Genomic DNA, 24188 nt, shown 5'->3' with positions numbered 1-24188 from the left:
AGTGAAGATCTCCCGCATCGCCCAGGCGGGCGCTGTCGCCGCAATCGCGGCCCTCGCCCTCGCCGGCTGCGCCGCCAACGAGACCTCGTCCGGCGACTCGACGGGCAACGCCCCCGTCTCCGACCTCTCCGGCGAGATCGCCGGTGGCGGCGCCTCGTCGCAGGAGGTCGCGGTCCAGGCCTGGACCGCCGGTTTCCAGACCGCCCACCCCGACGTGACCATCACGTACGACCCCGCCGGTTCGGGCGCCGGGCGGGAGTCCTTCCAGGCGGGCGCCTTCCCGTTCGCCGGTTCGGACCGCGCCTTCACAGCGGAGGAGATCGCCGAAGGTCCCTTCGACGGCTGCGTGGAAGGCTCGGGGATCATCGAACTGCCGACCTACATCTCCCCGATCGCGGTCATCTTCAACCTCGAGGGCATCGAATCGCTCAACCTCGACGCGGCCACGGTGGCGGGCCTGTTCGCCGGCACCATCACCAACTGGAACGACCCGGCGATCGCGGCGCTGAACCCCGAGGTCACCCTCCCCGACCTCGCGGTCACCCCGGTGCACCGCCAGGACGACTCGGGCACCACCGAGAACTTCACGGACTACCTGTTCCAGGCGGCCCCCGACGTGTGGACCTCCGAGCCCGACGGCGTGTGGCCTCTGGACAGCGGTGAAGGCGCCAACGGCACGTCCGGCGTCGTCTCCGCCGTGGCGGGCGGCAACGGCACCATCGGGTACGCCGACGCGTCGCGTGCCACCGAAGAGGGCCTGTCCACCGTGGCCATCCAGGTCGGGGACGAATTCGTGCAGTACTCGCCCGAGGCCGCCGCTGCCATCGTCGACGCCTCGCCGTTCGAAGACGGGCGCGAAGAGGGCGACCTCGCGATCGCACTCGACCGCACCTCGCAGGAGGCGGGTGTCTACCCCATCGTCCTCATCAGCTACATGATCGCGTGCCAGGAGTACGTCGACACCGCCGTCGCCCCGATCGTGAAGGGCTACCTCGAGTACATCGCCAGCCCCGAGGGTCAGGAGGCCGCCGCCGAGGCGGCCGGTAGCGCGCCGATCAGCGACAGCCTGCGCGAGCAGGTCAACGCGGCGATCGAGCTCATCGTCACCGAGTAAGACCCCGATGCCCGGTCCGGCCTCGCGCCGGACCGGGCATCGCTCAGACCAGCCAGATCGAGACAGGACCCCATGACCGCCACCACGGCTCCGGCCCGGGAGAAGCCCAAACAGCGCCCCGGTGATCGCGTGTTCTCGAGTACCGCGCTGTTCGCCGGCTCGATGATCCTCGTGACCCTCGCCGCAGTCACGACCTTCCTCGTCGTCCAGTCCATCCCCGGACTCACCGCCACGAGCGAGGATGCTTCGCTCCTTCCGGGAAACTTCTGGGCGTACGTCTGGCCGCTCGCTTTCGGCACCGTGTGGGCGTCGTTCCTCGCGCTCGTGATGGCCGTGCCGCTCTCGGTCGCCGTCGCCCTCTTCATCTCGCACTACGCCCCCCGCCGTCTCGCGCAGGGCCTCGGATACGTCGTCGACCTCCTGGCCGCCGTGCCGTCCGTCGTCTTCGGCCTGTGGGGCATCCTCGTGCTGGCCCCGGCCGTGCAGCCGATCTACGGCTGGCTCACGGTGAACGCGGGCTGGTTCCCGCTGTTCGCCGGCGACGCGTCGGCCACGGGCCGCACGATCTTCACCGCCGCGATCGTGCTCGCGGTGATGGTCACCCCGATCATCACCGCCATCTGCCGGGAGATCTTCCTCCAGACCCCGGTACTGCACGAGGAAGCCGCCCTCGCCCTTGGTGCGACGCGCTGGGAGATGATCAAGATGGCCGTTTTCCCCTTCGGGCGCAGCGGCATCGTATCGGCGTCCATGCTGGGCCTCGGTCGCGCCCTCGGGGAGACGATGGCGGTCGCGATGGTGCTCTCCGCCACCGGGATCATCACCTTCCGGCTCTTCACGTCGCAGAATCCCAGCACGATCCCGGCGAACATCGCACTGACGTTCCCCGAGGCGTACGGGGTCAACATCAACGTCCTGATCGCCACCGGCCTCATCCTCTTCGTCGTCACCTTCGCCGTGAACGCGCTGGCCCGGTGGATCGTCAGCCGGCGCAAGGAATTCTCGGGAGCCAACTGACATGACCATCACCGCTCCCCGCCTCCAGGCTCCCCCCGCGAGCCCCGTGCGCGAGCACCACCAGCTCACCAGCGGCCGTCTCCCGCGGTGGGTGCCGTGGGGCATCCTGGCAGCGAGCGCGGTCATCATGGCGCTCGTCTTCGCCGTCCTGGCCATCGCCGGCGATACCGGCTTCGACGTCGCCGGCTGGGCCGTGCTCACCGCTCTGGTCTACCTGGTGCTGATCACGGCCATCTCGACCTTGATCGAGGGGCGCCGCAAGGGCGTCGACCGGCTCGTGGTCGGTGTGGTCGCGACCGCCTTCGCCATCGCGATGGTCCCGCTCGTGTCGGTGGCATGGACCGTCCTCACCAACGGCATCGCCGGCATCAGCGCGGAATTCTTCAGCCACTCCATGCGCAACGTCGTCGGCGAGGGCGGCGGCGCGCTGCACGCGATCGTCGGCACCCTGCTCATCACACTGGCCGCCGCGGTCATCTCCATCCCGATCGGCATCTTCACCGCGATCTATCTCGTCGAATACGGTGTCGGCAACCGCCTGGCGCGGGGCATCACGTTCCTCGTCGACGTGATGACCGGGATCCCGTCGATCGTCGCGGGCCTGTTCGCGTACGCCCTGTTCGCGCTCTTCCTCGGCCCCGGCATCCGGATGGGCATCATGGGCGCCATCGCGCTGTCGGTGCTGATGATCCCGGTCGTCGTGCGCTCGAGCGAGGAGATGCTGCGGCTCGTGCCGAACGAGCTGCGGGAAGCGGCATACGCCCTGGGAGTGCCGAAGTGGCTGACGATCAGCAAGGTCGTCCTCCCGACCGCCATCGCCGGCATCACCACCGGCGTGATGCTCTCCATCTCGCGGGTCATCGGCGAGACCGCTCCGCTGCTTCTCACCGCGGGGGTGGCGACCTCGATGAATTACAACCTGTTCGAAGGCCGGATGGCCACCCTGCCGGTCTTCGCCTATTCGCAGTACATGAACCAGGGCATCCCCGCCCAGGCCTACATCGACCGTGCGTGGGCCGCCGCACTGGTGCTCATCGTCATCGTGATGCTGCTCAACCTCGTCGCGCGCCTCGTGGCGAAGGTCTTCTCCCCCAAGCTGAGCCGCTGAGGCTCCCTCCCCCGAACCGAAACCCGAGGAATCGTGTCCAAGAGCATCGAAGTCAACGATCTGAACGTCTACTACGGCGACTTCCTCGCCGTCGAGGGTGTCGGACTCACCATCGAGCCCCGCACCGTGACGGCCTTCATCGGCCCGTCCGGCTGCGGGAAGTCGACCTTCCTGCGCACACTCAACCGCATGCACGAGGTCATCCCCGGCGCCCGCGTGGAAGGGCAGGTGCTGCTGGACGGCGACGACCTGTACGCCCCCAACGTCGACCCGGTGCTGGTGCGCCGACAGGTGGGCATGGTCTTCCAGCGTCCGAACCCCTTCCCCACCATGTCGATCCGTGAGAACGTGCTGGCCGGCGTGAAGCTCAACAACAAGCGCATCTCGAAGTCGGACGCCGACGATCTCGTCGAGCGCTCGCTGAAGGGCGCGAACCTCTGGAACGAGGTCAAGGACCGGCTCGACCGACCGGGCTCAGGACTCTCCGGCGGCCAGCAGCAGCGCCTGTGCATCGCCCGCGCGATCGCGGTCTCCCCGGAGGTCATCCTCATGGATGAGCCGTGCTCGGCGCTGGACCCGATCTCCACGTATGCGATCGAAGAGTTGATCGCGGAAATGAAAAACGACTACACCGTCGTCATCGTGACGCACAACATGCAGCAGGCTTCTCGCGTGTCCGACCGCACGGCGTTCTTCAACATCGCCGGCACGGGCAAGCCCGGCAAGCTCATCGAGTACGACGACACGGCGACCATCTTCACCACCCCCTCCGTGCAGGCCACGGAGGACTACGTCTCCGGACGTTTCGGCTGATCCACCCCGGTGCCGCCGGGTGCCGCGGGGGCACCGGGGTGCGGGCGGCGGCGCCGGCTCCCGGGCGGGCGTGGCGGGCGTGGGTGCGGGCGTGCGAGCCGGCTCGCGGGCGGGCGGCGCCGCCGCGGGGCGGGCGTGCGCCCTCGGGTTCGCCGCATCCGCCGCCCCGTGCACAACGGCGGAGATCATCTCCGACACGCCGCGCGCCGGGCCCGGACATCGGTGCGTCGCGCACGATGTCCGCAGCTGTGTCGGCCTCGGGGCGGGAGGCCGCGTCGCGCGGACACCCGCGGGGTCGCCGCATCCACCCCCCCGTGCACAACGGCGGAGATCATCTACGACACGCCGCTCGCCGGCCCGGACATCGGCATGTCGCGCACGATGTCCGCAGTCGTGTCGCGCGGTCACCCCTCCTCCCCAGCCTCGGCCCGGGGAGGTCCGCCCACAGATCGAGTCAGCAGGCCACGGCGAGCTGACGCGGGGCCGCACCATCGAGCGCATGTGCGACCCGCGGGAGGCCTTCGCGACCTACCGGATGCTGCGCGACAGCGGCCTCTCGAGGGCGCAGCTGAGCGCTCAATTAGGCTCCGGCATCCTCGAGCGAGTGCGCCGGGGAATCTACGCCTCCCCGTCCGCATGTGATCCGGCCCGCACCGCCGTCGCCCACGGCGGAGTGTCGGCGTGCGTGACAGCAGCCCGGCACGAGGGACTGTGGGTCATCGATGCCGAGCCCGCTCCGCACGTGTGGATGAAGGCGGACGGGCATACCCATCGGCACGATGGATGCATCTGCGTCGAGCACTGGGATGACGCAGAGGCGAGCGATGCCTTCGGGTTGCCATCCATCCCCCGCATCCTGCGCCAGGTGCTGGCATGTCGTGGGGTGGAAGAGTTCTTCGTCGTGCTGGAATCGGCTCTGCGACTCGGGCGCATCGATGCCCGGGGTATCGGCTGGCTCCAAAGCCACACGAACGACGCCGCGCGGGAGGCTCTCGACTTCGCGCGCTCGGATGCGGACAGCGGACTCGAGTCGCTCGTGCGTTGGCGCCTCCGACGCCACGGCCTCACCGTGCGCACGCAAGTCCGGGTGCCGGGGGTCGGACGGGTGGACCTGCTGATCGGTGACCGGCTCATTCTGGAAACGGACGGCAAGGACAATCACGCGGCGCCGGATATGCGGCACAAGGACCTGGTACGCGACGCATACGCGGCCATGTGGGGATACGTCACGTTGCGCTTCGACTACGCGCTCGTCATCCACGACTGGGATCTGGTCGAGCGCGCGATCCTCGCCCACGTCGCGGCGGCGCGCCATACCTGATCCGCGGTGCCGTCGGTCACCGCGTCGCCGCGCCCCGCGTCGCCGGGCACTGCCGCGCATCGCCTCGCCTCGCCGGGCACAACGGCGGAGATCGACGCAGACACGCCGGCGTCGCGACCCCCGTGTGGGGGCGTCGCTCGAAATGTCCGCCGTTGTGCACGGGCGGATGCGGGAGCCCGGGGTGCGGGGACCGATACTGGCGGGCGGGCGGGAGCCCGGGGGTGCGGGAGCCGCGGGCCGCGGGATACGGGCGGCGGTGCCGGCGGGGGGCGGGGGGCGGGGGCGGGAGCCCGGGGGTGCGGGAGCCGCGGGCCGCGGGCGGGTGGGCGTCGGCGCCGGCTCGCGGGCGGGCGACGCCGCCGCGCGGCCCGCGGGTGGCGAGGCGGAGGAGCGGTATTGGCGCGGGTCAGTCGCGGGGCGCCAGCAGGTAGCGGTTCATCGAGGCGGTGAACGGGCGGTCGACGGGGAGCGAGCGCATGTCGATGGCGGCAACGGGCGCGGCGAGGCGAACGCTCGACACCAGCCACGCCGCATCCGCCTGCGCCAGCATGTCGGCGCGCACCTGCTCATAGGCCGTCTCGAACCCGTGGTCGGCCAGATACTCGAACAGACTCACCTGGGTGGTGCCGTGGAGGATGCCCGCCCCCGGTTCGGGCGTCACGAACCGCTCGCCGAAGCGCAGCAGCACCGACGACGTCGGACCCTCGAGCACGAAACCGTCGCTGGTGACGAAGACCGCGTCATCCGCCCCGCGGCGGCGTGCCTCGCGGATCGCGGCCATGTTCACCGCGTACGACAGCGTCTTCGCACCCAGCAGCAGCCATGGCGCCCGCTCGGCCGCGCCGCTGTCCAGACCCCGGTCGAGGGTCACCACACGGATGCCCTCCTCGCGAGCGCTGGTGCTATCCGGTGCGGGCGCGAGGGTCACCCAGGCGGTGGGCGCCGGACCGTGCTCGACGCCGCGGCTGAGGATGAGTTTGATCACGCTCTCCCCGGGCTCTGCAGCATCCGCCACCCGGGCCACCGCCTGATGCCACTGCTCGAGGTGAGGAACGGGCAGGTCGCACAGACTCGCCGAGTACGCGAGCCGCTCCAGGTGGGCCTGCGTCTCCTGCGGATGCCCGTCCACAACGCCGATCGACTCGAAGATGCCGTCGCCCCGCTGGGTCGACAACTCCCCCACGCTCAGCGCCGGCGCCGCCGGGTCGATCGGGGTGAAAGTGTCGGAGAAGTCGGTGCGCGGGTCGCCCGCCGCGGCGGGATCGATCACGAGTGCGTAACGCCATGCCATGGTCCGAGCCTATGCGGGGGGGAATACCTCGGGCGCGGACCGGTTACACTTTCCTAGCCGGGCCGCAGTAACCCCGGGCTCCATCTTTTGCCGCCGAGAGCGGCCTCGCGCCGAGAGGCGTTCTGCGGCCCGGCACCTTCTTGCCGTTGCGCCCTGCTCGTGTGTACGCCGAGAAACGACGATACGGACGAGAAACGGCGCGGCGCGGCACTTCTCAGCCCGATCGTTTCTCGCAGGCCGGCGGATGCGTCAGGCCGGCGGATGCGTCGGGCCGGCGGATGCGTCAGGCCCGCGGATGCGCCAGGCCGGCGGATGCGTCAGGCCAGCGGATGCGTCAGGCCAGCGAGTCGCGGCGCCACAGGCCCGCGCACGACGACAGATCGCCCGCGTAGGTCGACAGCCGCAGGGCGCGAGTCGTGAGGGCCGAGGAGCGGTCGGATTCGGTCTGCTCGTAGTCGTCGGCGAGGTGCGTCGCGCCCGAGGCCTGCACGCGGCAGAACGCCGCCGCGCGCTCCAGCGCCACGGCGAAGTCGCCCTCGAACAGTCCGCGCAGGATCGTGTCGATGAGGGCGACGAGTTCGTCCGGGCTCGCCGGTGTCGGCGCCCCCGCCACGATCGGGTCGGCCGAGGCGATCTCGGTCCGCCCGCGCTCGTACAGCAGTGCCGCGGTCTGCGGGTCGTCGTGGATCATCAGCTGCAACAGGTACAGACGCCACAGTGCGCCCGGCAGCGAACGTGCCGGCGAGCGCGACCACAGCTCGGCGATGTCGTCGATCCCGTGCTCGTCCGTGAAGGTCACCAGGCGCCCGATCACGTCGACGGACGGGTCCTCACGCACGCGCGACAGCAGCGCTTGCGCGGTGCTGTGCGCGACCCGCGATACCTCGGCCGGGTCAGCCGCGGCGAACAGCCGGTCGAACAGCTCAGCGGGCCGGCGCACCGGCTTGTGGAAGTCGCGGGGCTGATCGGTCATCGTTCCAGGCTACCCGCGGGGTTCGGACGCGGACCCGGCAGCGCTCACGCGACCGGCAACTCACGCGGACCCGGCCCCGCTCACGCGGTCGGGATGGCGAACAGCGGGTCGCTCGAGGGCGTGCCGTCGGGCGATCCTCCCGCCGGTTCGACAGTGACGGCGATCACATCGCCCGCACGTATCTCACCGGTCAGCAGCGCCGTGGCCTCGCCGTCGTCCGCAGCGAAAGTGCCCGCGGGGATCGCGCCCTCCTCGCGCACGAACCACAGCTCGAACGTCTCGTCGCTCTCCAGCGCCGGGAGGCCGTCGGATACGAGCACGGCCTTTCCGAGCTCACCCGACCAGTGCGCCGTCGCCTCGGCACCGTCGCCCAGCTCCACGCTCGCCGACGCCGCATCCGGTGCCTGCTGGATCTCTTCGAGAGCGGCGATCGCCGGCGGCGGGTTCAATTGCTGCCCGATCGTCACGGCACCGAAGCCCACCGCCATGAGCAGGACGAAGGATGCGGCGAGCGCGAACCAGCCCCGCGGGCGACCGGGCCAGATCCCGGTGCGCGACGAGCTGTCGGGCACCGTCGTCTGCGCGTCCGCGGCGGCGTCGTCGACGCTCGCGCGGGAACCGGCGTCCGCATCCGGCGACGACTCGTCCGCGATGCGCGCGAGAAGCGCGTCGCGGATGCCCGGCGGCGGGACGACTGCGGGTACCGCGGAGGCGAGGCGTACCGCCGCATCCAGATCGTCGCGGACCAGGTCGGCGCGCTCGGGATGCTCCGCCAGCTCCGCCTCGAACGCGCGCTGTTCGTCGGACGTGAGCGCGCCGAGGGCGGCCGCGGCCGACAGTTCGGCGAAGTCCTTCTCGTTCATACGGTCACCCCCATCTCGGTGCGAAGGCGGGTCAGTCCGTCCCGCATCCTGGTCTTGATCGTTCCCAGCGGCGCTCCCACGAGCGCCGCGATCTCACTTTGGCTGTATCCGCCGAAGTACGCCAGCGACAGCGCCTCGCGCTGCACCTCCGGGAGCACGGCAAGCGCGTCAACCACCCGTCGACCCTCGATGCGCATCTCCACCGTCTCGGCTACGTCGTCACGCGGCGCCTCCAGGTCTCGGAAGCCCGCACGCACGTCACGGTCGCTGCTCGCCTGCGACGCCCGGACGCGGTCGACGGCTCGGCGGTGTGCGATCGTGAGCAACCAGGACCTCCCCTGGCCTTTATTCGGAGCGAAGGTGCCGGCGGATTGCCATACCTCGAGGAAGACCTCCTGCAGCACCTCTTCGCTGAGGGATCGATTGACGAGAACGCGCAGGATGAGACCGAACACGCGCGGGGACATTCGGTCGTACAGCTCGGCGAACGCGGCCTGGTCGCGGGCAGCGACTCGCACCAGCAGCGCGCCGACGTGGTCGACCGGTGGGCCGGCGTCCTCCGGGACGTCCACACCGTCGATGACCATGTGCACCAGCATGCCCCACTCGCCGCCAGGACTCGACCGGCCTGTGGGCGAGTTGTCCGCTGTCCCTATTCCGGCCTGGTGGCAGACGGCGGATGCGGCGCCACCGGCTGTTCAAAATTCAGGAGAATCGCGCACTCTGCGGCCCGCAAGCGCCTGCCGACCCCGGTTCCTCCTGAGTTTTGCACCCGCCAGGGCCGGTAGGCTGGTCGGTGCGGGCCTCTAGCTCAGTCGGTAGAGCATCGGACTTTTAATCCGCGGGTCGTGGGTTCGAGCCCCACGGGGCCCACCGCATCCCGCCCGCCTCCATCCCTTGTCTCAACTGGGATCGCGGGTTTCTCCGCAGGCCATGGGGAGCAATCCGCTGTCTAACAGGCTCGCGGCATGTCTGACGTTGCCGACGTATCGAAGCCTCTAGCGCTCGTGGACCGCTCACGGTCGGGATCGTCCGATCGTGATCTCGACGCGCTCGGGGGTCAGTCACTGGTTGTCTCTCCGCGGTCAGCCAACCTTCGCCGCTGGCGCTCCGCTTCTGCGACTGCGGCGGCGGCGGGGGTGGGTGCAGAGCCGCCGAGATGGGCTGGTTGCCACCACTGGCCCGCCCCCGACATCGGATAAGTCCTCTGTGCGTCCTCGAGAAGGGCCTGCAGGTGCGAACGAAGCTCAGCTGTCTTCTCCGCGGCATCGTCGGACGGCTCAACCTCCATGGGGAGGCCGACCGAGACGCGGATCGGCGCTTTGAAAGCCTCCCGGACCCGCGCTCGATGATTCTTGGTTCGCAATAGCTGCCCACCCCAGACCACGACGGGGATCACGGTTACACCGGCGGCAGCGGCCATACGCACCGCGCCGGTCTTGAGCTCACGCACGGTGAACGACGCGCTCACTCCCGCCTCGGGGAATACTCCGACAAGCTCGCCATCTTGCAGGGCGCGCACCGCGTGTGCGTACGCGTCGCGGCCGGCTCCCACCTCCACGGGAATGTGCCGCATCTGGCGCAGAAGCGAGCCGATCACGGGTTTGTCGGCCGCCCGCCTCGTCACCATGAACCGGATCCGACGCCGCGTTCGTAACCAGGCGACCCACTCGACCAACGCGAAGTCCATGTAGCCGAAATGCGTGATCGCCAACACGGCCGCACCCGATGAAGGGATCCGCTCCGCCCCTGAAACGGTCGGCCGCAGCTGAAGGATTCCGCCGAAGAAGAATCGTCCTACAGCGACGGCGGACGAATAGACGGGCTCGAAGCGGCGCCTCGCGCCAGGCACGCGCGCCATCGACCGAGCCTTTCGAATCCGCTCCGGAGGAGACGGGACAGCGTGCCGCTGTGATGAACCGACGGAAGGGTCGGTGTCGTCAATCGTGTCCATACGTCATCGTTACCGCCCCGAGCTGGATATCGCGTTGCCCCTTCCCGAAGCGGCCCCCATGGGCTACACGACACACGGTAACGCTCCGGACCGTCCGAGCAACGATCGACCAGCGAACACCATGAACGGGTAGCGAAGCAGGTGATGGGATGGCGCGCGCCGTCGTCCGCCCTGCGATTCACCGCTCTCTGGCGGTTCGACCGCCAAGGGTGCGGTCGCCCGAGTGCCGTCCTCGTTAGCGACAGTGCCCGGAGAACGCGCCGCGCACCGTCGCTACGAGAGCGCTCTTGCGGCGTGCGTGCACCGTTGCGGGTTCGTCCGCGCTGGCGGCGACGAGCGCGCTGGCCGGGGACCATGCCATCGACATGGCTGTAACGATCGAGAGGATGTCGTCGGCGTCGAGGGAGGGGTCGATGCTGCCGGACCTCTGCCCTTCCCGGATCGCATCGGTCTTTCCCCGGTTGTGGTCGGTGCCGTCGTTGTAGAGGTCGCCGACGGGGTGGCGTTCAAGGCGTGCCCAGGTGGTGAGTCGGACGATTTCCGGGTGGGCGAGGTACGCGTCGTACAACTCAGCCGCATAGCCCGGCAGGTCGTCTCCGCGAAGCGGAACGGAATTGATCATCCAACCGATGTGCTCGGCATAGACCGCGTCGAAGAGCGCGTCCTTGTTGCCGAAGTAGCTGTACATCTGGCCCTTGTAGGAGTTCGCGGCGGCAGCGATCCGGTCCACCCGCGCTCCGGCGATCCCATAGTGGGCGAATTCCGTGGAGGCGGCGTCGAGGATTCGCCGCATCGTGGCTTCACCCTTGCTCCTCGTCGTCATCTCTTCAGCATAACTACCAACTAGTCCGTTTGAGATCCTGGTCGGTTAGAGCTACGGTCACATACGGACCAGTTAGTATTTTTAGCAGTTGGGAAGATCATGAAGACCGTTCTTATTACCGGCGCAGGCAGCGGCTTCGGCCGCCTCACCGCACTCGACCTTGCGCGCCTCGGATATCGGGTGATTGCCGGCGTGCAGATCTGGCCGCAGGCATGGCAGTTGCGTCAGGAGATCGCGGCAGCAGGTTTGGAAAACATCGAGGTCATCAAGCTCGACCTGTTCGATGAGATCGATGTCGCTCACGCCCTCCGTTACGACGTCGACGTCTTGTTCAACAACGCCGGCGTCGCCCACAGCGGAACGCTGACGGACCTCCCGATGTCCCGCCTTCGGGCGAATTTCGAGTCGAACGTGTTCGCCCCGATGGAACTGACCAAGGGCTTCATCCGACAGATGGCGGCGCGGGGCAGTGGAAAGATCGTGTTCAACTCCTCTGACGCGGGTCTGCAGACTCCACCATTCGGAGGCGCATACAGCGCGACGAAGTACGCCATTGAAGCAATTGCCGCGACTCTGCGCGAGGAGCTGAAGCCCATCGGCATCACCGTGGCGACCGTGCAGCCCGGGTTCTATCTGACCGGCTTCAACGACACCGCACTCGAAGCGTCGACGTACTGGTATGACCCGGAGACGGCCATCCTGCCGGGTTGGGAACCGCCGTTCACCCTGGTCGGGCAGGAAGACCCGCAGAACATGGTCGACGTGATCGTCAAGGTCATCACCGGCGAGATCACCACATACCGCAACGTGTTCCCGCCGTCGATGGAGCACGAGACCCGTGAAGCGCAGGCCGCCGAATGGGACCTCACGGTCTAACCACACACCATGCTCCGCCTCGCCCTGGATTCGTCCAGGGCGAGGCGCGACGCCCGAGGAGAAATCATGCCCAGCACCACCGACATCCTGAGCGCGCTGAACATCAGCCGTGATTCCACGGCCTGGCAGCGCACCGTCGACATCACCACCGTCGGTGCCCGGTCAGGCAAGCCTCGCCGGATCGAGATCTGGTTCCATCGCGTCTATGGCCGGTGGTACCTCAGCAGCACCCCCGCACGCCGCGACTGGTACGCGAACCTGCTGGCCAACCCCGAGTTCGTCTTCCATCTCAAACACGGCATCCGAGCCGACCTTCGGGCGACCGCACTGCCAGTCACCGATCCCGCGCAGAAGCAGCCAATCTTCGAGTACATCGTCGACGACTTCAACCAACCCCACAATCCCGCCATCGTTCGACAGCCCCAGCACGTCGAGGACTGGATGGCCGGGAGCCCACTCATGGAGATTGTCTTCTCCGACATCCCCACATCAACGAAAAACCTCACGTGACCGCGAAGATGACGCCCGCCGCGCTGCCGCACATAGGCGCCGCGGCAAGTGAGTCATCCCCTGCTCGATAGGCGATCCGCCTACGCGCCATCGCGCCGGAAGGGTCTGTGGCGGGTTCGAGCCCCACGGGGCCCACCGGATCCCTCGCAGCGATCCCGCCGACCCAGCCGATGGCTCCGCCAAGCCCCAAGCCACCCCAAACCGCCGGTGTCAGCCGGCGGCGAGGACGGGCTCGTCGTTCCGAGGCAGGAGCGCATCCTTCGGGCCGCGGATGGTGGCGATAGACACGGCCGCCGCGAGGAGCATCGCGACGCCTGCGCACACGAAGACCGTGGCGTAGCCCGACGTGAAGGCCGCGATCGCACCCTCTCCCGCGGCGCGCGCGGCGTCCGCGGCGGTGGCGTAGAAGATCGTGAACACGGCAAGTCCGATCGATCCGCCGATGTTGAAGACGGAGTTCACGGTCGCCGAGGCGACCCCGGCGTCGCGCGCCTCCACACCGGCGAGGGCGAGGTTCTGAAGGGGCACGAAGAGCATGGACAGACCGCATCCCATGAGCACCAGCGCGGGCAGGATCTGCACCACGTAGCTGCCGTCGGGCGTGATGAAGGCGAGGAAGAACAGCCCAGCGGCGACGAGCAGCGGCCCGGTGATCATCAGCGGGCGCGGCCCGACCGCCAGCATCCACCGCGTCACGAACGGCGTGGCCGTGAGGATCACGGCCGTCATGGCGGCGTTGGCCAGCCCCGACCACAGCGGGCTCATCCCCATCACGATCTGGAAGTGGAAGGTGAGGTAGAGGAGCGCGCCGATCATGGTCGTTCCCACGATGGCCTGCACGACGAAGGCGCCCGCGCGCACCCGATTGGTGAGTACGCGCAGCGGAAGCAGGGGCTGACGGACACGCGTCTCGATCCAGACGAACAGCACGAGGAGCACCACGCCGGCGGCAAGGAACGCGACCGTGTCGAGCGACCCCCACCCGTGCTCGGCGAGCGTGAATCCGTAGACGAGGCAGCCAAGCCCGAGCGTCACCGTGATCGCTCCGCCGATGTCATAGCGATTGTCGCCCTCCGCGCGGCTCTCCTGCAGAAGCAGGGCACCGGCCACGAGGCCGATGAGCACGAAGAAGATGTTCACGAGAAGGCACCAGCGCCAGTCGGCGAACTCGGTGAGCACACCGCCGAGGACGAGACCCACCACGGCACCGGTGCCGGCGACGGTACCGAAGACGGCGAACGCGATGCCGCGCTCCTTGCCGCTCGGGAAGAGCACAGTGAGCATCGCGAGGGCTGCCGGGGCCAAGAGCGCACCGAAGGCGCCCTGAACGCCGCGAGCGAGGATCAGGTCGGTGCCGCTCTGGGCCAGTCCGCCCCAGACGGATGCGATGCCGAATCCCAGCATCCCCACCAGGAAGGTGCGCTTGCGTCCCCAGTAGTCCGCGACGCGACCGCCGAGCAGCAGCAGCGCACCGAAGGCGAGCGCGTAGGCGGTGACGACCCACTGCCGCTGCCCGTCCGACAGATTGAGGTCTTCCTGGGCCTGCGGAAGGGCGATGGTGACGATGGTGACGTCCAGCGTGATGACCAGCTGGGTGAGGGCGAGGGTGACGAGGGCCCACCATCGGGCGGTGTGGCTGCGCAGCGCAAGGGACACGAGAAACCTCCAGGCTTCCTGGTGAGGGATGCTGTGGGTTTCAAGCCCCGGACCGAACCGCGTGACGCGCCGACCACCCGACGCCACAGGGCACCGGCAGGCAACGAGGCTATCAGAACGGCGGCGCGGGGCGCCGACGACCGATCGACGGGCGAGTCAGTCGGCGATGTACGCCTCGGGATGCACCTGGACCGTGGATGCGGCGCCCAGCAGCTTCGAGATCGGGCAGCGCGCGTGGGCGGCGGCGAGGATCTCTTCGGTCTTGGCCTCCGACGCCCCCTCGGCCGAGAGGTAGGCGTCGACATGGAACTCGTACCCCGATCCGGACGGGGAGGGATGCAGTTCGACCTCCACGCGCACCGCTGTGCGCCGTTGCCGCGCCACCACTGCCTGCGCGGTGCCATTCAGGCAGGTGGCCCAGGCCAGCGCAAGCAGCTGCTCGGGGTTCGACGCCGTCGGATCGATGTCCGCCGCCAGGGGCGAGGAGACCGCCACCTCGAGCCCGCCGACCACACTGCTCACGCCCTCCCCACCATCGCGATTGACAGCGGCCGTCCGATACCTCGCACTCATATGACAACTATAATTGGATCCGATACAGAAACTCCGACCCAGGTGGATGCTGGGCCTTGAAAGGACGACGCGACGCGATGGTCTCTGCCGGCAGCGCGATCGTCGAATTCGACAACATCACCAAGCGTCACGACACGGGTTCTGACACCGGCCCGGCGCTGGACGGCATCACCCTCACCATCCGTCAGGGCGAGATCTTCGGTGTCATTGGCGAGAGCGGCGCGGGCAAGACGACCCTCCTCGAGCTCATCAACGGGCTGACCGCGCCGACCTCCGGCTCGCTCACGGTGCAGGGGGTCGACGTCACTGGGCTCCGCCGCCGCGGGCTGCGGGAGCTGCGGCAGAACATCGGGGTGCTGTTCCAGGGCGTCCACCTGCTGAGCAATCGCACCGTGCGATCCAATGTCACGCTGCCGCTGCAGCTCGCCCGAGGGCAGGGCGGCCGCGCCCTCACCCGCGCCGAGGAGCAGGAGGCCGTCGACGAGATCCTCGCCTTCGTCGGGTTGTCGCATCGGGCCGATCACTTCCCGGCGCAGCTCAGCGGCGGCGAGCAGCAGCGCGTGGGACTGGCGCGGGCCCTCGTTGCCCGCCCCGCGCTCCTCCTCTGCGACGAGCCGACGTCGTCACTGGATGCATCCACGACATCCGACGTTCTGCGGGTGCTGACGGATGCCCGCGACAAGCTGGGCACGACCGTGGTCGTCATCACGCACGATCTGGATGTCGTCAAGGCGATCTGCGACCGAGCGGCTCTGCTGGAACGGGGGAAGCTGCGTGAGCTGTTCCCGGTGGCCAGGAGCGACTACCGGACCCTCCCGAGCTATCACGAGCAGGTCAAGCGGGAGCTGATGCCGTGAACGGCATCACCGACCTCCTCTCCGAGTACGGCGAAGAGATTCTGGAGGCGCTCGGCGAGACCGGCTTCATGCTGGTGGTCTCCCTCCTCGCCGCCGTCCTGATCGGGCTGCCGCTGGGGATGGTCGTCTTCCTCACCGGGCGGGGCGGCATCGCCGAGAACCGGCCGATCTGGTCGGTGGCGAACATGTACATCAACGTCGTCCGCTCCTTCCCGTTCCTGCTCCTCGTCGTCTTCCTCATCCCGTTCACCCGCCTCGTGATCGGCACGAGCTTCGGCACCCAGGCCGCGACCCTGCCGCTCTGCTTCGTGGCCGTGGCGATCTACGCCCGCCTGGTCGAGCAGATCCTCCGCGAGATCCCGCCGGGTGTCTCCCGCGTCGCCGTGGCGATGGGAGCGACCCTCCCCCGAGCGGTGTTCCGCGTTCTGCTGCCCGAGGCGCGATCGGGGCTCGTCTACGCCCTGACCTCAGCGGCGATCAGCCTGCTGTCGTACTCCACCGTCCTCGGGGTGGTGGGCGGTGGCGGGATCGGCGACTTCGCGATGCGCTACGGCTACCAGGAGTACAACGACGCACTCATGTACATCACGATCGTCATCATCATCGCGTGCGTCCTCGCCATCCAGGCGGTCGGCCATCGCACCTCCGTGCGGCTGGATCACCGGTGATCCCCTGCCCGCGCACCCGGCCACCACAGGAAAGAAGGAACACATGAGATCGTCTCGAATCAGCATCGTCGCAGCGGCACTGGGGGCGGTGCTGGTCCTCGGCGGGTGCGCTACCGGTGCAGACGAGGGCGCGGGCGACGAGACCGCTCCGGTGACGCTCCAGGTCGCCGCGGTCACCTCGCCGATGACGGACGTCGTGGAAGCGGCCGCCGACGCCATCGAGGACGGCTACGAGATCGAGCTCGTCGAGGTGGGCGACTACGTCACGGCCAACACCATCCTCAACGACGGTGACGTGTACGCGAACTTCTCGCAGCACGTGCCGTACATGGAGTCGTTCAACGCCGGCAATGACGGAACGCTCGTCGGTGTGCAGCCGGTGTACAACTTCGTCATCGCGTTCTACTCGAAGACGCTCACCGACATCGGCGACCTCCCCACCGGCGCGACTGTGGCGATTCCGGATGACCCCTCCAACACCGGACGCGCGCTCAAATTGCTCGCGGAGGAGGGCATCATCACCCTCGATGCCGCGGTCGATCCCTACGAGGCGAGCGTCACCGACGTCATCGACAACCCCCAGGACGTCCAGTTCCTGCAGGTGCCGATCAGCTCGCTCAACGCCGCGTACGAGGAGGCCGACCTCGTCTTCCAGTGGCCGTCGCACATCTCAGCTCTCGGCCTCACCCCGCAGGACGACGGCCTCATCACCGAGCTCGACGACACGTTCGCCCTCAACCTCGTGGTTCGCGAGGAGGATGCGGAATCGGAGGCGACCGCCGCACTGAAGAAGGCGTTCGCGAGCGATGCCGTCCGTGAGGTGATCGAGTCGAACGAGACGATCGAGGTCGCCTTCTAAAGGGAGGAGCCCGGCGGTGCGCACGACCGCCGGGCTCCCCACCGGGCGGTGAGAGGCCCCCCGCCGGGCGGTGAAAGGATGGGGCGTGCCCTCCGTCGCCGCGCTGTACCGCTACCCGGTCAAGGGGTTCACGCCCGAACAGCAGGACGAACTCGTCGTGCAGGCGGACGGCCGAGTAGCCGGTGACCGCGTACTCGCGTTCCGGTTCGCTGCCGCATCCGAGCCGGAAGAGCGGGACGGGCTGGACTACTGGCCGAAGAATCGCGGCCTGTCGCTCATGGAGTTCCCCTCGCTCGCGCGCCTGCGTCTGCGGTACGACGGCGAGGAGCAGCGCGTGCGCATCTGGGACGGCGATCGCGCCGTGGCCGATGCCGGGCTCGACCCCGAGGGGCGGCGTCGCCTCGAAGAGGCGGTCACGTCGTTCCTCGCCGACACCACCGACGCCGCACGGCTGACGGGCGACGGCATCCTGCCGCTTCAGCTCGTCGGCGACGGGATGACCTCGCGGTTCCAGGACCGCCCGCGGGGCTTCGTGTCGCTGCATGGCGCGGCATCCGTCGGGACGGTGGATGCGGCGGTGCCGGCGCCCGTCGATGACCGCCGCTTCCGCTCGAACATCGTCATCGACGGCACAGCCCCGTGGGAGGAACTGGGCTGGACCGGCCGCGTACGGATCGGCGAGGCGCTCTTCGAGGTGCACCGGCCGATCGGACGGTGCGCGGCCATCATGGCCAACCCCGACACCGGCGTGCGCGACGCACGCCTGCTGCGCATCCTCACGACCGAGTTCGACCAGCCGGAGCCGACCCTCGGCATCCTGCTCCTCCCGGCAGGAGGCGGCGGCTCCGTCCGGGTCGGCGACTCCGTCTCGGTCGGCTGAGGGCTACGGCTGGGACCGTCGCCGTTTCATGACCATGATCACCACGACACCGAGGACCGCGAGCGTCCCGACTCCGGCCGCGGCCAGGAGCGGGACCGCACTCTGACCCATCGGTCCCTCCGCGTCCTCTCCCGCACCGTCTGCGGGTGCAGCGCTCGGCGATTCCGGTACGGTCACGACGGTCGTCGCCGTGTCCAGCCACTGGAAGCGGCACGCACGACTCAACCGCGAGCCGTCGGGCCAATCCTGAATGCGACACAGTTCATCCGCTTCTTGGGAGGGCTCGTACCGGTACTCGTAGGGGGCGGCGAACAGGGCGTGCTCGCCGGGGCCCATCACCTCGAGGGGGACGCGCACCGTGGTGATCAGGGCATCCTCGTCTTCGGTGGACGGCGTGCGATCCCACGTCCACTCCGGTTCCGCCGGCGTTTCCAGCGGGCACTGCGACTCGATCTCCTGCCACTCCTCCTCCGGGAACGTCCACTCCTCCTCCCCGGCGCCCCAGGTCGCGCTGAAGTCGTCATATGAGGAGCTTTCCGCCGCGATCTCGCCCATCCGGGCGTTCTCACAGAGCCGCCGTTCTTCGAGCGCGGCGGGCATGCCGTTTTCGGCGAAGTAGGCCTTCGCCTCATCCTCCGACTCCCAGAATCCGTCGGAACGCTCCCACGAGGCGATGTACGGCCGGCTCTCGACGCTCCACTCGAGTTGCACCTCCCAATACACGGTGCCGGGATCGAACTCCTCGTCCGTTTCGGTGGCCGTGTGCAGCTCCACCTCGCCCTCGGTGAGGAACTGCACACCGGGTACCGGCTCAGAAGCTGCCATCGCCCCTGTCGGAGATCCGAGCGCGCCGGTGAGGACGGCCGCCATGGCCGCAACAGGGAACCGCATCATGGCTAGGAGTATCGCAGAGCGTGGAATCGCGCGCGCGGCCAAAATCACCCGTCGCGCACGCCCGTTACCGCACGGCGCTGCCGGGCGGCAACGCGTTCCCCCGGCGGGGGGATTCCCGGGAGACTGGGGGCATGGTCCTCATCGGCTTCCATGCCTCTCATGAACAGATTCCGCCCAGCCGTCTCCTCGACGACGTGATCGCCGCCGAGGCGGCGGGATTCGACGGCGCGATGTGCTCCGACCACGTCGCCCCGTGGGGCGTCCGGCAGGGCGAGTCGGGCTTCGCGCTGAGCTGGCTCGGGGCCGCGCTCGCACGCACCGACTTCTCGATCGGGTTCGTCAACGCCCCCGGCCAGCGGTATCACCCGGTCGTGGTCGCCCAGGCGTACGCGACCCTCGAGGAGATGTTCCCCGGCCGGTTCTGGGCCGCCCTCGGCAGCGGGGAGGCGATGAACGAGCACGTCACGGGACAGCCGTGGCCGCCCAAGCCCGAACGCAACGAGCGGCTCGCAGAGAGTGTGTCGGTGATCCGGCGGCTCTTGAACGGCGAGATGGTCGATCACGACGGGCTCGTCCGCGTCCACGAGGCGCGGCTGTGGACCCTCCCCGAGACCCCACCGCCCCTCTTCGCCACGGCGGTGAGCCCCGAGACCGCCGGGTGGGCCGCATCCTGGGCCGACGGCCTGGCCACGGTTCTGCAGGCTCCCGACTCCCTCCGCGAGGTCGTCGGGGCATATAGCTCCGCAGGCGGGAAGGGCCCGCGCATCCTGCAGGTGCATCTCAGCTGGGCCGAGACGGATGCCGAGGCGCTGGCCATCGCGCGGGACCAGTGGAGCAACGGCGTGGTCGGGCCCCCGGCGGCGTGGGACATCGAGCAGCCCGAGCAGCTCGACGCCGCCGCCGGCGAACCGGAGGATCACGAGCTGCGGGAGGCGCTGTTCATCTCCCCCGACCTCGACGAGCTCGCCGATCGGATCGCCGAGGTCACCCGCGTCGGCTTCGACCGCGTGTACCTGCACCACGTCGGCCAGGATCAGGCGCCGTTCCTGGCGGCGGCGCGCGAGCGCCTGCTCCCGCGCTTGAGGCAGCTGCTGTGAGGATCACCGACACGAGCGACCTGTGGTGGAAGTCCGCCGTCATCTACTGCCTCGATGTGGAGACCTTCCGCGATTCCGACGGCGACGGGGTCGGCGACCTGCAGGGGCTGGCCTCCCGCATCGACTACCTCTCGCAGCTCGGAGTCACGTGCGTGTGGCTGATGCCCTTCTACCCGACGCCCGACCGCGACGACGGCTACGACGTCAGCGACTTCTACGGCGTCGACTCGCGACTGGGGACGCACGGCGATCTGGTCGAGGTCATCCGCACCGCCCGCGACCGCGGGATGCGCGTGATCGTCGACCTCGTCGTGAACCACACCTCCGACCGTCACCCGTGGTTCCAGGCCGCCAAGCGCAGCACGTCGTCGCCCTACCGGGACTACTACGTGTGGCGGAGCGACCCACCGCCCCAGGGCCAGACGAATCCGGTGTTCCCCGGCGAGGCCGGGGGGCTGTGGGAGAAGGACGAGAAGTCGGGCGAGTGGTATCTGCACAGCTTCTATCCGCACCAGCCCGACCTGAACATCGCCAACCCCGCCGTCCGCGACGAGATCGCCAAGGTGATCGGGTTCTGGCTGCAGCTGGGCATCACCGGCTTCCGCGTCGACGCGGTGCCCTTCTTCCTCGAGGTTCCGGAGGGCGAGGAGATGGGCGATCCGCACGACATGCTCCGCGACATCCGGCGGTTCCTGCAGCGACGCTCCAGTGAGGCCGTGCTGCTCGGGGAGGTGAACCTGCCCTACGACCAGCAGGTCGCCTACTTCGGAACCGGCGACGGGCAGGAGTTGACGATGCAGTTCGATTTCGCGGGCATGCAGGCGTTCTACCTGTCGCTCGTGCGCGGCGACCCGGCACCGCTGGCCGCAGCGCTCTCGTCGCGGCCGGCTCTGCCCGTAGAGGCGCAGTGGGCGAACTTCCTGCGCAACCATGACGAGCTCACCCTCGACCAGCTGAGCGACGACGAGCGCCAGGAGGTGTTCGACGCACTCGCGCCCGACGAAATCCAGCGGGTCTACGGGCGCGGGATCACCAAACGCCTGCCGACGATGCTCGGCGGCGATCCGCGGCGCATCCGCATGGCCTACAGCCTGCTGTTCACCCTCCCCGGTACGCCCGTGCTCTTCTACGGCGAGGAGATCGGCATGGGAGAGAACGCCGAACTCGACAAGCGCCACGCCGTGCGCACGCCGATGCAGTGGTCGCCCGATCGGAACGGCGGATTCTCCGCCGCCGCAGCCTCACGCCTGGTCGCCGCCCCGCCCGGGGACGGGTATGCCCCCACGCACGTGAACGTCGCCGACCAGCTGGAGGATTCCGACTCTCTGCTGCACTTCTTCCGCAACCTGACGAGCCGCTACCGCATCTCCCCCGAGCTGGGGTGGGGCGAGTTCGAGGTGCTGGAACACGACGTTCCCGGCATCCTCGTGCACTCCCTGCGCGCCCACGTCGGCCGCATGGTGGCGATCCACAACTTCGCCGCCACCCCGGCCACGCTGGCGTTCGCCCTGCCGGATGAGCCGGAAGGCACGGTGCTCGTCGACCTGTTGGCGGCCGACCGCCTGCCGCTCGGAGCCCGCGGCGCTGTCGAGCTGGAGGTGGCAGCGTACGGCTACCGGTGGCTGCGGGTGTCGCGACCCGGCGACGGCCGCGTCACCTGACGGCTCAGTTGCGCGGCGGTCCCAGTGGCAGCACGCGCTCACCGAAATCGAGGATCGTGTAGCGACCGCATCCGACGGTCTCGGCCTGATCGAGCGTCCATCCCGCGGGCAGCTCGAAGGGGAAGGTGTCCGCGTCCTGCACGAGGAACGTCACCTCCGCGCCGACGGCATCGGCGCGGTTGGTGAGCCACGTGTAGACCCGGAGCGTGTGGTCGACCTGGATCAGCTGCGCGGGGTCGTCGAGGTTCGCCTTCGGCGCGCGAACCGTCCAGAACTGACCGGCGCCCGTGCGGCCGGATCGCTCCACCCACTCCACGACGCAGTCGAGGTCGGCGTCGCCTCGGGATGCGGCGGAGACCACGGCGGGAAGTGCCGCGCCGCCGATGACCACGGCCAGGACCCCTCCGGTGGCCACCCCGGCCCGGCGGACCCGGGCCGACCAGCGGGGTCGCCACACCTGCGGGACGCAGGCCAGGGCGGCGAGGGGAAGGTACATCCACGGCTGCAGGTAGCGCGCCGCATCCGATCCGACGAGGACGGCGCCGGCCGTGAGCAGCGGCGGCCAGGCCGCAGCGATCCCCGCCACCACGGTGAGGGCCGCATCCCGCGACCGCCACGCCCGGACGGTCATGGCGATCGCCACCACCCACATCGCCGCGATCCCGACCAGCCATACGATGCCGTGGGGCGTGGCTGCCGTCGCACCCACGAGACCCCCGAAGTGCGCGAGCGAATGCGCCCATCGATCGGGTCGCAGGTAGTTGCCGCTCTCGGCGACGATCGCGGTGGAGAAGAGCCCGCGCAAGACAAGACCCAGCGCGCCCCCGGCCGCCAACGCCCCGCCGAGCCGGAGAGCGGATGCCACGGGCACGCGACGCCGCGCGGCCACCAGCGCCAGGACGGCGAGGAGCGGGGCGATCGCCCAGAGCGCGAACAGGGGGTTCGACAGCGCGGACACGGCCGCGATCGCGCCGGCGACGATGGGGAACCACCACGAGAGGGCGCCCGGCCGGTCCACGGCGCGGCGGACGACGCCGATCGTGGCCACCGTGGCGATCACGGTCGCCGAGTAGTACGACGTGGTCGTGAGCATCGTGGCGAACTGCGCGCCGTCCCGGGTGGCCGTTCCCTCCAGCAGCCCCAACGCGCTGAACGATGCGAAGGCGAGCACGGCACCGGCCACGGGGAAAGCGCCGGGGCGTCGCCTCCCGGCCACCAGGCGCAGCGCCCCGTAGAGCCCGAGCAGGTTGACGAGGGCGTTGAGAACGAGTGTCGCCCGCATCCCCAGACCCAACGCGGCCAGCACCGCGTAGACCATCGCCTCCGGAACGAAGAGCACGGGCGACATCGCCCAGTCCTGCGGGCCCCCGCGCGTGATCGACCGGACGATCATCGGGACGATGACGGAGTCGCCGTCGGTGAAGAGCAGGTCAGCGCTGACGGATGCCACCACCGCGGTCACCGCAAGGCTCAGCGCGAGAGCGACCCCCCAGCCCGCCAGCTCGGCGTGCACAGCCCGGGAGCGGCTGCTGGCACCGCGCTGCCCGGCAGCGGTCCGCTGCATCCCACCCGCCACCGGCCGCCTCCCGTCGAGCACCCTACCGTCGCGGGCTGAACGGGCCGTTCCCGGCCGAGCGCACCGCCGGGGGCTCACCTGCCGGAGTCGGTGAGCTCCGCCCCGCCCGCGGCGATCTCGGCGAGCGCCGCGGCGCTGGAGTCGGGATGCACCCCGGCGACCAGGTCGGTGAACACGCGCACGTGCCGCCCCGACGCCAGAGCGTCGAGCGAGGAGGCCCGCACGCAGTAGTCGGTGGCGATCCCGACCAGGTCGATGTCACGGATGCCGTGTTCCTCGAGCAGGCCAGCCGCCGTCGCCCCGTCGTCCGACACCCCCTCGAACAGCGAATAGGCAGGCCGCCCCTGGCCCTTCTTCAGGTGGTGGGTGACCTGCGACGCGTCGAAGCCCTCGTCGTACTCGGCGCCGTACGTGCCCGCGACGCAGTGCACGGGCCAGGTGTCGACGAAGTCGGGGGTGTCGGAGAAGTGCCCCCCGTTGTCGTTGTCACCGTCGTGCCAGTCGCGGGAGGCGACGACGATCTCGTACTCGCCGGCGTGCTCGGCCAGGAAACGCGAGATGCGTTCGGCCACGGCATCCCCGCCGGTCACGCCGAGCGCGCCCCGCTCGGTGAAATCGTTCTGCACGTCGACGATGAACAGCGCCTTGGTCATGATTCGAGCGTACGACTCCTTCGGGGGCCGGGCGCACCGCCGCAGCCGCCAGCCGCAGCGGGCGCGGGCGGGCCGTACTCAGTCTGAACGGCTCACCGCCGCCGAAGGCACCGGCGTGTCGGCGCCCCGCGTGCGATCGAGACTGAGTTAG

At 69.3% G+C, this 24188-nt stretch carries 24 protein-coding genes and 1 tRNA gene; 14 read left to right on the top strand and 11 right to left on the bottom strand.

All coding sequences use genetic code 11. The features are described from left to right. The first annotated feature begins 1 nt into the window (after position 1). From pstS to AC2DGY_RS04825, 5 genes are all read left to right on the top strand, one after another. A complete protein-coding gene (gene pstS, locus AC2DGY_RS04845; RefSeq protein WP_484508570.1) occupies positions 2–1114 on the top strand; it encodes a phosphate ABC transporter substrate-binding protein PstS in 1113 nt (370 codons plus the stop codon). 72 nt (positions 1115–1186) lie between these two features. Further along, a complete protein-coding gene (gene pstC, locus AC2DGY_RS04840) occupies positions 1187–2131 on the top strand; it encodes a phosphate ABC transporter permease subunit PstC (protein ID WP_484508569.1) in 945 nt (314 codons plus the stop codon). A gap of 1 nt (position 2132) precedes the next feature. Then, positions 2133–3239 (top strand): phosphate ABC transporter permease PstA, encoded by a 1107-nt coding sequence (gene pstA / locus AC2DGY_RS04835; RefSeq protein WP_484508568.1) that lies wholly within the window; start codon positions 2133–2135, stop codon positions 3237–3239. 33 nt (positions 3240–3272) lie between these two features. After that, positions 3273–4052 carry a phosphate ABC transporter ATP-binding protein PstB gene (pstB, locus tag AC2DGY_RS04830; RefSeq protein ID WP_484508567.1) on the top strand — a complete coding sequence of 260 codons (780 nt, stop codon included), beginning with the start codon at positions 3273–3275 and terminating at the stop codon, positions 4050–4052. 499 nt (positions 4053–4551) lie between these two features. Next, positions 4552–5373 carry a type IV toxin-antitoxin system AbiEi family antitoxin domain-containing protein gene (locus AC2DGY_RS04825; protein WP_484508566.1) on the top strand — a complete coding sequence of 274 codons (822 nt, stop codon included), beginning with the start codon at positions 4552–4554 and terminating at the stop codon, positions 5371–5373. 406 nt (positions 5374–5779) lie between these two features. On the opposite strand, the gene AC2DGY_RS04820 is transcribed toward AC2DGY_RS04825, so the two are convergent. The 4 genes from AC2DGY_RS04820 to sigK all read right to left on the bottom strand — a co-directional run bounded on the left by AC2DGY_RS04820 (position 5780) and on the right by sigK (position 9099). Further along, positions 5780–6664, bottom strand: coding sequence for an aminotransferase class IV (locus tag AC2DGY_RS04820; RefSeq protein WP_484508565.1), 885 nt, complete (start codon positions 6662–6664; stop codon positions 5780–5782). Between the two features lie 334 nt (positions 6665–6998). Beyond that, positions 6999–7637 (bottom strand): DNA-directed RNA polymerase subunit beta, encoded by a 639-nt coding sequence (locus AC2DGY_RS04815; RefSeq protein ID WP_484508564.1) that lies wholly within the window; start codon positions 7635–7637, stop codon positions 6999–7001. A gap of 80 nt (positions 7638–7717) precedes the next feature. After that, positions 7718–8500 carry an anti-sigma factor gene (locus tag AC2DGY_RS04810; RefSeq protein WP_484508563.1) on the bottom strand — a complete coding sequence of 261 codons (783 nt, stop codon included), beginning with the start codon at positions 8498–8500 and terminating at the stop codon, positions 7718–7720. Beyond that, the gene (sigK, locus tag AC2DGY_RS04805) at positions 8497–9099 is read right to left on the bottom strand and encodes an ECF RNA polymerase sigma factor SigK (protein WP_484508562.1); all 603 of its coding nucleotides are present in this window, start codon (positions 9097–9099) and stop codon (positions 8497–8499) included. Before sigK ends, AC2DGY_RS04810 begins: the two co-directional genes overlap by 4 nt. Before the next feature lie 201 nt (positions 9100–9300). Between sigK and AC2DGY_RS04800 the strand changes: the two genes are divergently transcribed. Further along, a tRNA-Lys gene (locus AC2DGY_RS04800) sits at positions 9301–9373 on the top strand. Positions 9374–9560: 187 nt separating this feature from the next. Here the strand turns inward: AC2DGY_RS04800 and AC2DGY_RS04795 are convergent. Both AC2DGY_RS04795 and AC2DGY_RS04790 read right to left on the bottom strand, forming a co-directional pair. Beyond that, positions 9561–10361 carry a lysophospholipid acyltransferase family protein gene (locus AC2DGY_RS04795; protein WP_484508561.1) on the bottom strand — a complete coding sequence of 267 codons (801 nt, stop codon included), beginning with the start codon at positions 10359–10361 and terminating at the stop codon, positions 9561–9563. Positions 10362–10689: 328 nt separating this feature from the next. Then, complete coding sequence (locus AC2DGY_RS04790; protein ID WP_484508560.1) at positions 10690–11277, bottom strand: TetR/AcrR family transcriptional regulator; 588 nt, start codon at positions 11275–11277, stop codon at positions 10690–10692. Positions 11278–11376: 99 nt separating this feature from the next. On the opposite strand from AC2DGY_RS04790, the gene AC2DGY_RS04785 reads away from it, so the two are divergent. Together AC2DGY_RS04785 and AC2DGY_RS04780 are read left to right on the top strand one after the other, a co-directional pair. After that, the gene (locus AC2DGY_RS04785) at positions 11377–12153 is read left to right on the top strand and encodes an SDR family oxidoreductase (RefSeq protein ID WP_484508559.1); all 777 of its coding nucleotides are present in this window, start codon (positions 11377–11379) and stop codon (positions 12151–12153) included. Between the two features lie 66 nt (positions 12154–12219). Continuing rightward, complete coding sequence (locus tag AC2DGY_RS04780; protein WP_484508558.1) at positions 12220–12663, top strand: nitroreductase/quinone reductase family protein; 444 nt, start codon at positions 12220–12222, stop codon at positions 12661–12663. 210 nt (positions 12664–12873) lie between these two features. On the opposite strand, the gene AC2DGY_RS04775 is transcribed toward AC2DGY_RS04780, so the two are convergent. Both AC2DGY_RS04775 and AC2DGY_RS04770 read right to left on the bottom strand, forming a co-directional pair. Then, complete coding sequence (locus tag AC2DGY_RS04775; protein ID WP_484508557.1) at positions 12874–14319, bottom strand: MFS transporter; 1446 nt, start codon at positions 14317–14319, stop codon at positions 12874–12876. A gap of 156 nt (positions 14320–14475) precedes the next feature. Continuing rightward, positions 14476–14892 carry an OsmC family protein gene (locus tag AC2DGY_RS04770; RefSeq protein ID WP_484508556.1) on the bottom strand — a complete coding sequence of 139 codons (417 nt, stop codon included), beginning with the start codon at positions 14890–14892 and terminating at the stop codon, positions 14476–14478. Positions 14893–14969: 77 nt separating this feature from the next. Here AC2DGY_RS04770 and AC2DGY_RS04765 point away from each other — a divergent pair, with 77 nt between their 5' ends. The 4 genes from AC2DGY_RS04765 to AC2DGY_RS04750 all read left to right on the top strand — a co-directional run bounded on the left by AC2DGY_RS04765 (position 14970) and on the right by AC2DGY_RS04750 (position 18156). Continuing rightward, complete coding sequence (locus AC2DGY_RS04765; protein WP_484508555.1) at positions 14970–15749, top strand: methionine ABC transporter ATP-binding protein; 780 nt, start codon at positions 14970–14972, stop codon at positions 15747–15749. Further along, entirely contained in the window at positions 15746–16417 is a 672-nt protein-coding gene (locus tag AC2DGY_RS04760) for a methionine ABC transporter permease (protein ID WP_484508554.1), read from the top strand. Before AC2DGY_RS04765 ends, AC2DGY_RS04760 begins: the two co-directional genes overlap by 4 nt. Positions 16418–16460: 43 nt before the next feature. Further along, positions 16461–17276, top strand: a complete 816-nt coding sequence (locus AC2DGY_RS04755; RefSeq protein WP_484508553.1) for a MetQ/NlpA family ABC transporter substrate-binding protein — start codon at positions 16461–16463, stop codon at positions 17274–17276. Positions 17277–17361: 85 nt separating this feature from the next. Then, positions 17362–18156 carry an MOSC domain-containing protein gene (locus tag AC2DGY_RS04750; RefSeq protein WP_484508552.1) on the top strand — a complete coding sequence of 265 codons (795 nt, stop codon included), beginning with the start codon at positions 17362–17364 and terminating at the stop codon, positions 18154–18156. A 3-nt stretch (positions 18157–18159) separates the two neighbouring features. Here AC2DGY_RS04750 and AC2DGY_RS04745 read toward each other — a convergent pair whose 3' ends face one another. Continuing rightward, positions 18160–19050, bottom strand: coding sequence for a hypothetical protein (locus AC2DGY_RS04745; RefSeq protein WP_484508551.1), 891 nt, complete (start codon positions 19048–19050; stop codon positions 18160–18162). 131 nt (positions 19051–19181) lie between these two features. Between AC2DGY_RS04745 and AC2DGY_RS04740 the strand changes: the two genes are divergently transcribed. After that, on the top strand, positions 19182–20147 hold the full coding sequence (locus AC2DGY_RS04740; RefSeq protein WP_484508550.1) for a TIGR03885 family FMN-dependent LLM class oxidoreductase: 966 nt from the start codon (positions 19182–19184) through the stop codon (positions 20145–20147). Then, a complete protein-coding gene (locus tag AC2DGY_RS04735; RefSeq protein ID WP_484508549.1) occupies positions 20144–21808 on the top strand; it encodes an alpha-amylase family protein in 1665 nt (554 codons plus the stop codon). Before AC2DGY_RS04740 ends, AC2DGY_RS04735 begins: the two co-directional genes overlap by 4 nt. A 4-nt stretch (positions 21809–21812) precedes the next feature. Here the strand turns inward: AC2DGY_RS04735 and AC2DGY_RS04730 are convergent, their stop codons facing one another. Together AC2DGY_RS04730 and AC2DGY_RS04725 are read right to left on the bottom strand one after the other, a co-directional pair. Further along, the gene (locus tag AC2DGY_RS04730; protein WP_484508548.1) at positions 21813–23372 is read right to left on the bottom strand and encodes a hypothetical protein; all 1560 of its coding nucleotides are present in this window, start codon (positions 23370–23372) and stop codon (positions 21813–21815) included. 86 nt (positions 23373–23458) lie between these two features. Continuing rightward, a complete protein-coding gene (locus AC2DGY_RS04725; RefSeq protein WP_484508547.1) occupies positions 23459–24037 on the bottom strand; it encodes an isochorismatase family protein in 579 nt (192 codons plus the stop codon). Between the last annotated feature and the right edge of the window lie 151 nt (positions 24038–24188).

It is taken from the genome of Microbacterium sp. Z6_144 (assembly GCF_057197625.1).
Note: the sequence above shows the minus strand (reverse complement) of the source record. Positions and strands in the feature narration are given on the sequence as shown.

Coding starts and splice junctions, on each gene's coding strand:
- pstA (WP_484508568.1), top strand. CDS start 2,133: ATGACCATCACCGCTCCCCGCCTCCAGGCTCCCCCCGCGAGCCCCGTG.
- AC2DGY_RS04825 (WP_484508566.1), top strand. CDS start 4,552: ATGTGCGACCCGCGGGAGGCCTTCGCGACCTACCGGATGCTGCGCGAC.
- pstC (WP_484508569.1), top strand. CDS start 1,187: ATGACCGCCACCACGGCTCCGGCCCGGGAGAAGCCCAAACAGCGCCCC.
- AC2DGY_RS04815 (WP_484508564.1), bottom strand. CDS start 7,637: ATGACCGATCAGCCCCGCGACTTCCACAAGCCGGTGCGCCGGCCCGCT.
- AC2DGY_RS04730 (WP_484508548.1), bottom strand. CDS start 23,372: ATGCAGCGGACCGCTGCCGGGCAGCGCGGTGCCAGCAGCCGCTCCCGG.
- sigK (WP_484508562.1), bottom strand. CDS start 9,099: ATGCTGGTGCACATGGTCATCGACGGTGTGGACGTCCCGGAGGACGCC.
- AC2DGY_RS04795 (WP_484508561.1), bottom strand. CDS start 10,361: ATGGCGCGCGTGCCTGGCGCGAGGCGCCGCTTCGAGCCCGTCTATTCG.
- AC2DGY_RS04790 (WP_484508560.1), bottom strand. CDS start 11,277: ATGACGACGAGGAGCAAGGGTGAAGCCACGATGCGGCGAATCCTCGAC.
- AC2DGY_RS04765 (WP_484508555.1), top strand. CDS start 14,970: ATGGTCTCTGCCGGCAGCGCGATCGTCGAATTCGACAACATCACCAAG.
- AC2DGY_RS04770 (WP_484508556.1), bottom strand. CDS start 14,892: ATGAGTGCGAGGTATCGGACGGCCGCTGTCAATCGCGATGGTGGGGAG.
- AC2DGY_RS04745 (WP_484508551.1), bottom strand. CDS start 19,050: ATGATGCGGTTCCCTGTTGCGGCCATGGCGGCCGTCCTCACCGGCGCG.
- AC2DGY_RS04725 (WP_484508547.1), bottom strand. CDS start 24,037: ATGACCAAGGCGCTGTTCATCGTCGACGTGCAGAACGATTTCACCGAG.
- AC2DGY_RS04740 (WP_484508550.1), top strand. CDS start 19,182: ATGGTCCTCATCGGCTTCCATGCCTCTCATGAACAGATTCCGCCCAGC.
- AC2DGY_RS04810 (WP_484508563.1), bottom strand. CDS start 8,500: ATGAACGAGAAGGACTTCGCCGAACTGTCGGCCGCGGCCGCCCTCGGC.
- AC2DGY_RS04785 (WP_484508559.1), top strand. CDS start 11,377: ATGAAGACCGTTCTTATTACCGGCGCAGGCAGCGGCTTCGGCCGCCTC.
- AC2DGY_RS04780 (WP_484508558.1), top strand. CDS start 12,220: ATGCCCAGCACCACCGACATCCTGAGCGCGCTGAACATCAGCCGTGAT.
- AC2DGY_RS04820 (WP_484508565.1), bottom strand. CDS start 6,664: ATGGCATGGCGTTACGCACTCGTGATCGATCCCGCCGCGGCGGGCGAC.
- AC2DGY_RS04755 (WP_484508553.1), top strand. CDS start 16,461: ATGAGATCGTCTCGAATCAGCATCGTCGCAGCGGCACTGGGGGCGGTG.